Below are 13,234 nucleotides of genomic sequence, written 5' to 3' on the forward strand. Positions count from 1 at the left end.
CGTTTTGGTTTTCTCATTTACTCTTATTCACTTCTCTTTGTGCTAAAAAGAACTAGTAAAGGATATTCACAAAGAGACTATGAGCTGCTGCGCGGAAGAGTAAGCAAAGAAGTTTTGTCTTACTCATTTACTCTCGTTTCCTTCTCTTTGTGCTAAAAAGAACTAGTAACGGATATTCACAAAGAGACTATGAGACGCTGCGCTGAAGAGTAAACAAAGAAATATTTGGTTTTCTCATTTACTCTTATTCACTTCTCTTTGTGCAAATTAGGTTTTAATGATTTACTTACAGAAGGCTTAAAAGTCATTCATTAAAATGAAGCGGGATGTTTTATGATAAATATGGATATTGATCATCTAACGCAAACAGTTATCGGGTATGCAATTGAAGTGCATAAACAACTAGGCTCTGGCTTGTTAGAGTCAAGTTACGAGGCTTGCTTGATGTACGAACTTCAGCAAGCAGGTATAAAAGTTGAACGTCAATTAACTTTACCAATTCGTTATAAGAATTTAGAGATAGAAGCTGGCTATAGATTGGACTTGTTTATACCTAATAAATTAGTTATTGAGCTGAAATCTGTTGATAAATTATTGCCAATTCACTCTGCACAGATTCTAACATATATGAAGCTCTCTAAAGTCAACGCGGGGCTACTTATAAACTTTAACGCGCTTAAGCTTGTTGATGGAATAAAACGGTTTAATTTAAGTTTATAAAAAACAATAATGAAGTAATAAGCCTCATTCATTTCTCTTAGTGCAACTAGAAACTAGTAAAGGATATTCACAAAGAGGCTATGAGACGCTGCGCTAAAGAGTAAACAAAGACGTTTTGCCTACTCATTTACTATCGTTTACTTCTCTTTATGCCAATAGGAATTAGTAAAGGATATTCACAAAGAGACTGTGAGGCGCTGCGCTAAAGAGGTAAACCAAGTATTTTGGTTCTCTCATTTACCCTCATTCATTTCTCTTAGTGCAACTAGAAACTAGTGATGAATATTCATAAAGAGGCTATGAGACACTGCGCTGAAGAGTAAACAAAGAAGTTTTGACTTACTCATTCACTCTCGTTTACTTCTCTTTGTGCTAATAGGAACTAGTAACGGATATTCACAAAGAGGTTAAGAGGCGCTGCGCTAAAGAGGTAAACCAAGTATTTTGGTTCTCTCATTTATCCTCATTCATTTCTCTTAGTGCAACTAGAAACTAGTAAAGGATATTCACAAAGAGACTATGAGCTGCTGCGCTGAAGAGTAAACAAAGAAGTTTTGTCTTACTCATTTAATCTCGTTTACTTCTCTTTGTGCTAATGAAAACTAGTGATAAAGCCTTAATTAATAGGCAGCTTAGAAGTCAACATACAAATTGTTCAGTTAAAGCTTCTTAGTTTCTCGTTTATACAAATAGGACTTCTAGACTAGTACTAAGTGAATGAGCCAAGAAGTACTTATTAACTATTTTGCAAAAAACTGTCACAAGTGAGCGTTTACTAAACACTCAGTCTTGCGAACATCTGGTTGCCATGCTTTAATTAGGCAGCAAAAAAATAAACAGATATGGTTTTATTTAAACTGGACGTTTTAAGAAAAAATTATTTGGGAAATAACAATGGCGCTTAGCTGTAAAACAATTGTGACGTCATTTGCGTTACTAGCAATGACAGGCTGTACAATCATCCCCGGCAGCCATTTCGAAGGAATCGAGTCGGGCGAACAAGTAGATAATGTAGAGAAGGAACTCGAAAAGGTTAATATTCAAATCATTGACTCTTCTTTAATAAATCAACAAAAGCAATCTCAAGTTAAAAACTTCACGCCTTCCAGTTTAGATGGCATAGATACATCTAATTATCAGTACAAATTAGGTGTAGGTGATGTACTTACAATTGGTGTTTGGGATCACCCAGAGTTAACCATTCCAGCAGCAGTGCAACGTACAGCTGAGTTTGATGGCTTTCGTGTACAAGCCGATGGCACAATTACCTATGCATACGCGCCTAATATTCAAGCCGCTGGTAAAACAGTACAACAAGTTCATAAAGAGCTTGTAAAGCGCCTAAGCCGAGTAATTGAAGAGCCACAGGTTGATGTAAAAGTGGTTGGCTTTAGAAGCCAAAAAGCTTATGTAACAGGCGAAGTAAACAAGCCAGGTGTATTACCAGTTACAGAGATCCCATTAACTTTAATCGATGCTCTAAACCAAGCCGGTGGCCTAACAGAAAGTGCTGACTGGCGCACCGTGACATTTACTCGCGGTGATAAAACAGAAATTATTAAGCTAGATGACTTTTATGCCCATGGCGATATTTCGCAAAACCGCTTATTGCAGCATGGTGATATTGTGCACGTAAGCCGTAATGATATGCAAAAAGTGTTTGTACTTGGCGATGTAAAGCGCGCTGGTACAGTGGGTGTTAATCGCTATGGTTTAAATTTAGCAGAAGCATTAAGCGATGCTGGTGGCCTAAACGAAAATACAGCCGACGCTAATGGCGTGTTTGTTCTTCGCAAACGCAACTTAAACACTGATGGTGTAATTGCTGATGTATACCAGCTTCATGCGAAGAATGTTGCTGCATTAGTGCTAGCTGAACAATTTGAACTTGAACCGCACGACATTGTATATGTAACGTCAGCGCCGCTTGCACGTTGGAATCGTGTAATTAGCTTATTACTACCATCAGTAAGTACGGTTGATTCAATCAACGACGTTGCAAACACAAACTAAAGGTAGGCTGTATGTTTGATTCTGTATTAGTAGTTTGTGCAGGTAATATATGCCGAAGCCCTACTGCCGAATATGTTTTAAAAAGTAAGCTAGAAGGTAAAAATGTAGCTGTTTCATCAGCAGGGTTGACTGCCCTTGAGGGTAAACCTGCCGATGCTCAAGCAAAGCAAATAGCCAACGCACATAATATTGATATGAGCGCGCACCAAGGCAGACAAATAACCTCAAATTTGGTGGCAAATAATAGCGTTATTTTAGTGATGGAGCAGCGCCATGTTAACGATTTGTGCGCACGTTACCCTCAAGCACGCGGCAAAACATTTTTGCTAGGCAAGTGGATTGGCGATAAAGAAATCCCCGATCCTTACCGCCAAAGTCAAGAAGCCTTTGAGCATGTTTACGCATTAATCGATAGCGCATGTAGCGCTTGGCAAAAGTATTTATAAGGAAAGGCTAGTACATGAATGCTCAGCCCACTGCATTAGCAGCAAACAATAAACAAAATAAAACAACGCAAGACCAGACCAGTCAAGAAATCGATTTAATGGCTTTATTAGGTGCATTAATCGACCGTAAGTATTTTATTGCAGCCGTCACTGCAGTATTTATGGCTGTAGGTGTGTTTTATGCGGTGTTTGCAACACCTGTTTACCAAGCAACAGCCATGATCCAAGTTGAAGACGGCGGCGCATCAGTCCCTGGCTTTGATGATATGGCCGGTATGTTCGAAAGTACCTCAGCTGCTGTAACCGAAATAGAGCTGCTTAAATCACGCTCTGTGATAGGCGAGGCCGTTGATACCTTAAAGCTTGATATAGTCGCTGAACCTAAACTATTCCCGGTGATTGGTAATAGAGCGTTTCGTAAATTTACCCCAATGGAAGCTGGCGATTTAGCAGAGCCTAGTGTAGGCGCATCGAGTTACGCTTGGGGTGGCGAGAGCGTTGATGTATTTAGGTTTGATGTACCTCGCTCAGCGATTGGTGCTGGTTTTACACTCGTTGCAGGTGAGGGCACTGATAAAAATAAAAGCTTTACTTTATTAAATGGTGAAGACGAAGTTATCTTACAAGGTAAAGTGGGTGAAGAGCTAAGTAATGGCAAGTTTAACTTAACTATTCGCAGTTTAGTTGCTCGATCTGGAACTGAATTTACATTAGTACGTAAAGACCGTTTAAATACTATTTTAGACTTACAAGCAGCTATTGACGCAAGTGAAAAAGGTAAAGACTCAGGTATAATAAACCTGAGTTTACAGAGCGAAAGCACACAATTTGCCGAAAAAGTACTTGATAAAGTAGCTGCTATTTATGTGCGCCGTAATGTTGAGCGAAACAGCGCAGAGGCACAAAAGTCACTTGAATTTTTAGAAGTACAACTACCTGAAGTTAAAAAGCAGCTTGAGTATGCTGAGCAGCGCTTTAATAACTACCAAATTAAACGCCAATCAATCAACATTACTCTAGAGACTCAAGGTGTGCTTGAGCAAGTAGTAGAGCTTGAAACTAAATTACAAGAGCTTGAACTAAAGCGCTTAGAATTGAGTCGTAAATTTAAAGAAAGTCACCCAACCTACCAAGGCGTACTTGAACAAATCGAAGCCGTACAAAAACAAAAGCAAAACTTAGTGGGTGAAGTGGGCAACCTGCCAGAAACACAGCAAGAGCTACTTCGTTTAAAGCGTGATGTAGAAGTAAGTAACCAAATTTACACATTACTTTTAAGTAAAACACAAGAGCTAGATATTGTTCGCGCAGGCACTGTAGGTAATGTACGTATAATTGACCACGCTGAGGTAAACACATCAAAGCCAGTTAGGCCAAAGAAAGCGCTAATTGTTGTAATGGCAACCATGTTAGGCAGCATGTTAGCGGTAGCAATTGTACTTATTCAAAAAGCAATTCATAAAGGGGTAGAAGACCCTAACGAGATTGAGGCTCTAGGCTTGCCAGTTTACGCGAGCGTACCTTATTCAGATTACCAAGATAAACTAACCGGTTTTAGCCGTGCGCGTAAGGGTAAAGACAAACCTAAGTCAATACTCGCGGTAGATAACCCAGCTGATTTATCGATAGAGGCGCTACGCAGTTTACGAACAAGCTTGCACTTTGCGATGATGGAGGCAAAAAATAACGTCATAGCAATATCTGGACCAAGCCCTGGTGTTGGTAAATCGTTTATATCGGTTAACTTGGCAACAGTACTTGCACAAAGTGGTAAAAAAGTATTGATTATCGATGCAGATATGCGCAAAGGTTACTTACAAACGCAATTTGGTATGAAATGGGACGATGGCTTAAGCGATTTGCTATCGGGCAGGCTTACGCTTGAGCAAGTAACTAAAACATCACAAGTACAAGATTTAGATGTGATAACTCGTGGCCAAATACCGCCAAACCCGTCTGAGTTATTAATGCATAGCAACTTTACTAAATTGGTAGAGCAGGTAAAAGATAAATACGACATTGTAATAATAGATACACCACCAATTTTAGCGGTAACAGACCCTGCTATTGTTAGTGCTCAAACAGGTACTACATTACTTGTAACACGTTTTGGGCAAAATCATTCCCGTGAAATTGAGCTAACACGGAATCGTTTTGAGCAAAACGGTATAGATGTAAAAGGTGTAGTATTTAATGGTGTAGTTAAAAAAGCCAGCAATGTATATGGGTATTATGGTTATTATAATTATGATTATAAATCATGATGTGTGGGGGTTATAGTAAGTGCTTATTAAAGTATGTTATATAATCTATAAGTGGTGTTTGGTTAAGAGCTTTTTATTTTGAAAGCTTTGGTTTTGGAGTCGTTAGGCTTTTATTTTGAGGGGTTTGACTTAGAAGAGCATGGAAATTGTTAGGTTGTGACTTTATTCTAAATTAAATGTGCTGATTCATAATCTTTAAAAATAAGTGGGATGTTAAACTAAAGTTTTATAAAATAAAGTTGTAGGTCTGCATATGCATAAAAATAAGAGAATTGTAAAGAATACAATGTTTCTTTACTTCAGAATGATATTAACTCTTATAGTTAGCTTATATACATCCCGTTTAGTATTTAATGCATTAGGTGTGGATGATTATGGTATATATAATATAGTTGCAGGTGTTGTAACTATGTTTAGTTTCATAAACGGTGCTATGTCATCATCGACTCAGCGTTTTTTAGCCTATGAAATTGGTATGGGGGATGTAGAGCGATTAAAGAAAGTATTTAATATCTGTTTTAATATACATCTAATTTTATCGATATTAATTGTTTTATTATGTGAAACTGTTGGTTTATGGTTTTTGAATTATAAACTTAATATACCGTCTGATAGATTAATGGCAGCTAACTGGGTATACCAATCAGTTGTATTCGGATTTATGTTTACAGTTATTAGTGTTCCTTTTAATGCTAACATAATAGCTCATGAAAGGATGCAGATATTTGCATATATTACAATTGTGGATGTTTTTTTGAAGTTAGCTATTTCATACTTATTATATCTAAATGTAGGTGATAATTTAATAGTTTATGCCATATCAATTTTAACAGTAAATATTTTAATATTTTTTTGCTATTTTATTTATAATAAAATTTTCTTTGATAATACAAAGTATTGTTTTTGTTGGGATAAAAGTTTATTCAAACAGGTGGGCAGTTTTACAGGGTGGAGTTTGTTTGGTAATTTATCATCAGTTGCTGCTAATCAGGGGGTGAATATCATATTAAATATATTCTTTGGACCTGCGGTTAACGGTTCTAGAGCGATTGCATATCAAATTAATAATGCTGTTGTAAACTTTATTTCAAGCTTACAAGTTGCAATAAATCCACAAATTATCAAAAACTACTCAAAGAATGATTATTCGGAAGTGAATAACTTGGTATTTAAAGGTGCGAAATATTCATTTTTTTTGTTGTATTTATTGTCTTTACCTGTTCTTATCAAAACTAATGAGGTTTTATCTTTTTGGTTAGGAAATGTCCCCGATTACGCAGTGGTTTTTTGTAGGTTAGCACTAATTGATGCATTAGTTGTTTGTTGGTCTGGGGGGTTAATGGCAGCTATACAAGCAACAGGAAAAATTAAAAAATATCAAATAGTAGTAGGTGGTATTTTGTTACTAAACATGCCAATTTCCTATTGTTTGTTAAAACTTAACAATGAGCCGTTTGTTGTTTTCATTGTTACAATAATACTTTCATTAACTTCGCTTGTAGCGCGACTGTTTTTTTCGAGGAAATTAAATAATTTGGATGTGATAAGTTTCTTTAAAAAAGTTATTTGTAGGTGTCTTACTGTTATTATAATAACAGTTTTAATGTTTTACCTATATGTTCCAAATACTAAAACTATATTATCAGAGTTGATTTTAACAGTTATCTATACTAGTTTTTGCGTATCTATAGCCATATTCTTTGTAGGTTTGGAAGGTAAAGAAAAAACTTGGGTATTTAACTTTTTAAAAAATAAAATTGTTGTAATAAAGAGAAAAGTATGTCGATAGAAAAGGCCATTGAAAATGGATTTTGTGTGGGTTGTGGTGTTTGTAAGCTTGCGCTAAATAATAATATAAAAATTAGTATTAATGAAGAAGGCTTCTACTCTGCTAACACGAGAAATGGTGAAAAACTAAATCTAGCATCAAAATTATGCCCTTTTTCTAATGACTCTCAAAATGAAACGGAACTTGGAGATAAAATTTATGAAGACGCTAAATTAAAGATAGATAGTAGGGTTGGCTATTATTCAAATGTTTATGCAGGAAGTGTTAAGGATATAAAGAATAAAGAAAATTCAAGCTCTGGGGGGTTAACCTCATGGTTTATACGAAAATTACTAGAAAACAAAGAGGTAGATGCTGTTATACATGTAGGCCAGTCAGAGTCTGATAGTAGTTTGTTTGAATATAAAATTACAGAGTCAATAGAAGGCGTTGAATTAAAAGGAAACAAAAAATCAAGGTATTATCCTGTCTCACTTGAATCCATAGTTGATATTATAGATTCAAGTGAAAAAAAATATGTGTTCGTTGGAATACCATGTTTTGTCAAAGCAGTTAGATTAGCGCAAACTGCTGGATATCTTAAAAATATTAAGTTTTGCTTATCACTGTTGTGTGGACACATGAAATCATCTGCATTTGCAGAAAATCTAGCTTGGCAAGTTGGTGTAAACCCAAAAAACCTTAGGGAGATAGACTTTCGCGTTAAAAGCCCTGACTTAAATGCTAATAATTACCTAATAGAAGTTATATCTGATGATGAGCGAAGGGTGTTAGAGCGAAATTTTAAGCTATTTGGAAGTGATTGGGGATATGGTTTTTTCAAGCACAAAGCTTGTGATTTTTGTGATGACCTGGCAGGTGAATTAGCAGATGTTACATTCGGAGATGCTTGGTTGCCAAAATACATAGAAGATTACCAAGGTACAAACATAGTTGTGTCCCGTAATAATATTTTTGACTCTTATTTATTAAAGTATAGTGATGAATTATTTATAGATACTCTAAATGTGGATGATTTTTTTGATTCCCAGGCTGCAAATTATAGACATAGGCGTGATGGTTTAAAAACTAGGATAGATAAAACTCCGGGCTGGCATCCCAATAAAAGATTAGAGCTTTCTAAGAGTAATATTTCAGAGAAGAGGGCTGATATTTATTTATATAGATATAACCTATCTAGAAAAAGTAACTTTGCATTTAGAATTGCAAAAAAATTAAATACTTATCTTGTGTTCAAGTTAATTATGTATCCTCTAGTTACAAAATACGAATATAAATTACGAGGATTCAAGTATAGCTTGAAGTATTTTTTAAGTCTTATCTTACCAAAGTTCATCTTGAAAATAGTTAAGAAATAAAACCGCTTTTATAAAATTTTTGCTTGGAATATTAGATGAAAAATAAAACTGTTGGAATTTTAACTTTACCACTAATTAATAATTATGGTGGCATTTTACAGGCTTATGCATTAAAAGAAGTATTTTTAAAACTTGGCTACAAGACATTAATAATTGACTATAGAAAATATCCACCAAGTAAGTTGCATGTATTTAACATGTCTATTAAAAATTTCATTAAGAGAACAGTACTTAAGTCTAGAAAATTAGAACTTGCTGTAACGCCAAAGATTGAAAGTGAAATCTCAATTAATGCAAGTAATTTTATTGAGAATGAATTAGGTCCAAGAACTAAACCAGTTTATAATTTTAGTGATTTAGTGGGACTTAATGACGAAGTTGATATTTTTATCGTGGGTAGTGATCAAGTCTGGAGACCCGAATATACTCCTAATATTAGGCGCTATTTTTTTGATTTTGTAAAAAAGGGTAAAAAGAAAATAGCATATGCAGCATCATTTGGAAGTGATAATTTGCGGTTTAGTAAAGATGATTTTAAAGACTGTAAGGTGTTAATTAATAAATTTGATGCTATATCAGTTAGAGAAAAGTCGGCTGTAAGTATTCTCAAGGAGCGGTTTAGTGCTAATAGTGAATTTGTATTGGATCCAACTTTATTGTTATCAAGAGAAAATTATTTAGAACTTATTGATAGGTATAATGAAAATAAATGCGATGGTAACCTTTTCTGCTATATTTTAGATAAAAATGAGTTCAGTCGATCACTTATAAATGATGTGGCTGAAGCTCTAAAATTAGAACCATTTGAAATTAAACCAAAGCCTGTTGACTTTGCATATGATAAGTCAAAAGAATACTACATTTATCCATTTATGACGAAATGGATTAGAGCTTTTTTGGATTCTGAATATGTTATAGTAGACTCATTCCATGGATGTGTTTTTGCGATAATTTTCAATAAGCCCTTTATTGCAATAGGTAATGCAAAAAGAGGTTTAGCTAGGTTTAAATCATTATTATCGGCTTTTGACTTGTCTGATAGATTGATTTTAAATGATGAGAGTTTTGATAAGAATAAAATAACTCGAGATTATGATTGGAACACTATAAATAGTAAAATTTCGTATTATCAGTCCCTTTCCAAAGAATTTATTTTAAATAGTATTAATGATAATGAATGATTGTTTTCTCTTTTCCGTAATTATTCCTGCTTACAATGCTGAACTTTACATTGAAAGAGCTGTCGATAGTATATTAAACCAGGGTTATAATAGTTATGAGGTTATCATTGTTAATGATGGCTCTACTGATAAAACTTTTCAGATAATTAAAGATAAATATGAGTTTCAAGGTAATGTAAAAGTTATAAATAGCAGTAACAATGGGGTATCTTCTGCTAGAAATTTAGGTGTAAAGGAAGCAATAGGAAAGTATATTATATTTCTAGATTCGGATGATTGGGTTGAACATGGGTATTTTAATTATCTAAGTGAGTTGCTAGTAAATAACGACTATGATGGAATTTTATTGGGGCATAAAAAAGATCTTGGTTCTCAAAGCACTTTTATTAATAATTTTAAAAATGATAGAATAGTTAATAATACAGAATATTCAGAACTGTTTGTCAATGGAGTTATAACAAATAATCCTTGGGATAAAATTTTTAAAAGAGATATTTTTGTTAACAATAATATTTGTTTTCCAGAAAAAGTGAAAATGGGTGAAGATTCTGTTGTATCTGCTTTATTAGGCCTTTACTCTAAATCTGTGTTTATTAGTGAGCGTGGCTTTGTTCATTATATGCAAGACACTGATGGAGTAACCCAGAAGAAAATTACTAACGAGTATATTATTGATTTAGATAAAGCTCTTACTACGATAATTGAAGAATACTCAGGGTTATTTCCAAGAGAAAAACTTAGTAAAATGTATGCCATAAAAATGGCTAACCTGTGTTCTAAAGATGATTTTGAAACTTTAATTATCTCGCCATGTTATAAATCTTACATTGAACATGTAAATATTGTAACGTTAAAAGATTTTGATGGGTGCAATGAGTTTTTTAAAATTTATCCTCTGTTCGTTTTTTCTAAACTTTCCTGGTTTAGGTTTTATAAAATTTATAATAGTTTTATAAGGTATATTTATAAAATATTTTCCTTTTTAAAAAATAAACTTCGAATATTTGCTTAAATCATTTCTGGGGATTTTTATGGGTTCTAAACCAATAGTCAATAATACAAGTCAAAAAAAAATAAGAATTGTTTTTAATTCCCGGATGGATGAAAAGCAAGGCAGTGTGAGAATATCACAACATGGAATTAAGTCAGAATTTGATCGTTTTGATGATTTTGAAGTATTTAAAAATATTTTTTCAAGGTATGACGAATTTGATGTTGCTATTTTACATGGTGATGAAGATGAAATTAAAGTCGCGAGAGAACAAAATAAAAATATCATTATTGGAGTTGTTAAGCCACACTTGGAAAGGACTGTTCATACTTTATTCCACCAGTTCAATTTAAAAAGTTTATTATATCAGCTACGTATGTTTAGATCAGATGAGAAGTCTAGGCTTATGTCTGCTAGATATCAAAAAATTTCTTTAGCTGATTTTGTAATAGCTGACACAATCCACTTGAAAAACTTATTTGAGTCAAGAGGTATTATGTCTATATATCTGAAACTATTAGAGTCACCAATAAAAATTGATAAATCGGATAATTTGAACTCCAATAGAAAAGAGGTTGTATTTGGCTACCATGGAAACGAACGGCACTTTCTTGAAAGTACAGAATATATATTTCCAGCTCTAAATTTATTATCACATGACTATGATGTTAAGTTAAAAGTAGTAAGCAATATCGGTTTGATAAAAAAAATACCTAAACATACTTTTAAATTAGAAATGTATGAATATTCTTTTCCAGGTATATATAATATTCTTTCTGATATTGATATTGGCTTAGTACCTAACCAAATAACGTTAAAGTATAGCTTTTTAAAAACGCTTTTTATAAGGTTTGGAGCATATTTTTGGAATACAGATCGTACAGTTGATTTGTTGTTTAGATATAAGCAGAGCGTTAATGCTGGGAGGGCGTTTATATTCTCTCAATTAAACAAGCCCTTCATAGCATGCCCTGTTCCAGAGGTTGTTTCTATATTCGGACCTGAAATGGAGGATTATTTCCCCTATACGCATGAAACTTGGGAATATGCTATAATTAAGTTAGCTAAAAGTAAAAAAGAACAACTTCGAATTAAAGAGTATTTGTATAATAAAAATGAGACTGATTTATCAATCAGTATTGAAGCATTAAAGTTAAGAAAATTTATTAAACAGCTTTTGGTAAAAAAGAAAGGGGTAGATATTAGTAAAAATTCGGTTCCTTCTCATGATTAAGAAGTTTTTTCTTTTTATACTTTTTTTCTGTTGGATATCACCTTTAAGTTTTAGTTTTTTTCCAATTAGTAGTGGGAATTTATCGGCTTTAATTTTTTTAGGTTATATTTTTCTGGAAATATTAAATAAATCATTGAATAAAATATATTTTAATATAGCTATAACGGCTCTCTTTGTAGCAATATATTATAGTTCAATTACTACTTTTAATGGTAATAATGATTACTCCTTAACTTATCTACTTTTCTTACATGTAGTACAGTATGCTGCTGGTGCATATTTTTTTTATGATTTGTTCAAAAAAAATCATATTAAAATCGAAACAATTTGTTACTACTTAGTTTTTTCAGGTTTAATATTATCAATTTCATCAATATTATCTTATTTATCCTATGAATTTAAGCTTTTTCTCTCTGAAATCCTACCCCAAGCAGGTAATATAGATCCATTACGATTAAACAGAGTCAGAGGGTTGTCAAATAGTGGTGGTGCTGATCATTCTATGCAACTCGCTATTTGTGGACTTGGATACATTTATTTTTATATATCCACTAATAAAATCGTACATAGGATAATACTGCTTTCTTTGTATAGTATTTTAATGTTTTCAACTATGTTTATAGCTCGAACTGGGTTTCTAGTTGAAATGCTAGCTTTAATTTTTGCAATTATATTTTTTGATAGAAATAAAGTTTCTACTTTATTTATTCTTTTTTCAGCTATTTCAATAGCTATATTTTCTATATTAACTTTTTTACCATTAATAGACTATATAACTAATGATGTTTTTTCTAATGAAACTTTACCTTGGTTTATTAGTCTTTTTTCGATTGTTACAGATGGTAAACTTAATGATTCAAATGTGGACTTATTACAGATGCTTTACTTGCCGGATGACTTTTTTTTATTGCTGTTTGGAACAGGTGGGTATGAATTTTTCTTAAATTATAATAGATCTGATTCTGGTTATGTGAAATTTATTTTCTCTGTTGGTTTAATTAATAGTTTGTTGTTTGTTTCTTTTGTTTTTTACTCTGCTTTTAAATTGTTTAATGCTCGAGGTGATAGTCTTTTTTTTGGAGTTTTATCTATATTTATATTTCTAGCAATTGCTTTAAATATTAAGGAACCTTTTTTGATTAAAATAGGAACGGTTAATATGGTTTATTTGAGTCTTTTTTTTGCTTGGTGTAGTACTCCGTTTAATCACAGTAAGAAATATACTTTACCATGAATTT

The 13,234-nt window shown here is 33.1% G+C and carries 10 protein-coding genes; all 10 read left to right on the top strand.

Annotation, left to right across the window (positions count from 1 at the left end; all coding sequences use genetic code 11):
- Positions 1 to 333: 333 nt before the first annotated feature.
- The 10 genes from L1266_RS17605 (at position 334) to L1266_RS17650 (ending at position 13,230) form a co-directional block, all read left to right on the top strand.
- Complete coding sequence (locus tag L1266_RS17605; RefSeq protein WP_323741553.1) at positions 334 to 720, top strand: GxxExxY protein; 387 nt, start codon at positions 334 to 336, stop codon at positions 718 to 720.
- Between the two features lie 894 nt (positions 721 to 1,614).
- A complete protein-coding gene (locus L1266_RS17610) occupies positions 1,615 to 2,733 on the top strand; it encodes a polysaccharide export protein (protein ID WP_054552523.1) in 1,119 nt (372 codons plus the stop codon).
- 11 nt (positions 2,734 to 2,744) lie between these two features.
- Positions 2,745 to 3,179: a low molecular weight protein-tyrosine-phosphatase gene (locus L1266_RS17615; protein ID WP_235378017.1), complete on the top strand. Its 435-nt coding sequence runs from the start codon at positions 2,745 to 2,747 to the stop codon at positions 3,177 to 3,179.
- A gap of 14 nt (positions 3,180 to 3,193) precedes the next feature.
- Positions 3,194 to 5,443: a polysaccharide biosynthesis tyrosine autokinase gene (locus L1266_RS17620; RefSeq protein WP_235378018.1), complete on the top strand. Its 2,250-nt coding sequence runs from the start codon at positions 3,194 to 3,196 to the stop codon at positions 5,441 to 5,443.
- A 253-nt stretch (positions 5,444 to 5,696) separates the two neighbouring features.
- Positions 5,697 to 7,232 (top strand): hypothetical protein, encoded by a 1,536-nt coding sequence (locus tag L1266_RS17625; RefSeq protein ID WP_235378019.1) that lies wholly within the window; start codon positions 5,697 to 5,699, stop codon positions 7,230 to 7,232.
- A complete protein-coding gene (locus tag L1266_RS17630; protein WP_235378020.1) occupies positions 7,223 to 8,590 on the top strand; it encodes a Coenzyme F420 hydrogenase/dehydrogenase, beta subunit C-terminal domain in 1,368 nt (455 codons plus the stop codon). The genes L1266_RS17625 and L1266_RS17630 overlap by 10 nt, the downstream gene beginning before the upstream one ends.
- A gap of 35 nt (positions 8,591 to 8,625) precedes the next feature.
- The gene (locus tag L1266_RS17635) at positions 8,626 to 9,771 is read left to right on the top strand and encodes a polysaccharide pyruvyl transferase family protein (protein WP_235378021.1); all 1,146 of its coding nucleotides are present in this window, start codon (positions 8,626 to 8,628) and stop codon (positions 9,769 to 9,771) included.
- On the top strand, positions 9,758 to 10,783 hold the full coding sequence (locus L1266_RS17640; RefSeq protein WP_235378022.1) for a glycosyltransferase family 2 protein: 1,026 nt from the start codon (positions 9,758 to 9,760) through the stop codon (positions 10,781 to 10,783). Before L1266_RS17635 ends, L1266_RS17640 begins: the two co-directional genes overlap by 14 nt.
- Positions 10,784 to 10,802: 19 nt before the next feature.
- The gene (locus L1266_RS17645) at positions 10,803 to 11,996 is read left to right on the top strand and encodes a hypothetical protein (protein ID WP_235378023.1); all 1,194 of its coding nucleotides are present in this window, start codon (positions 10,803 to 10,805) and stop codon (positions 11,994 to 11,996) included.
- Entirely contained in the window at positions 11,989 to 13,230 is a 1,242-nt protein-coding gene (locus tag L1266_RS17650) for a hypothetical protein (RefSeq protein ID WP_235378024.1), read from the top strand. The genes L1266_RS17645 and L1266_RS17650 overlap by 8 nt, the downstream gene beginning before the upstream one ends.
- Positions 13,231 to 13,234 lie beyond the last annotated feature (4 nt).

Origin of the sequence: Pseudoalteromonas sp. Cn5-37 (assembly GCF_021532495.1) — a bacterium.
GTDB classification, from domain to species: Bacteria; Pseudomonadota; Gammaproteobacteria; order Enterobacterales; family Alteromonadaceae; genus Pseudoalteromonas; species Pseudoalteromonas simplex.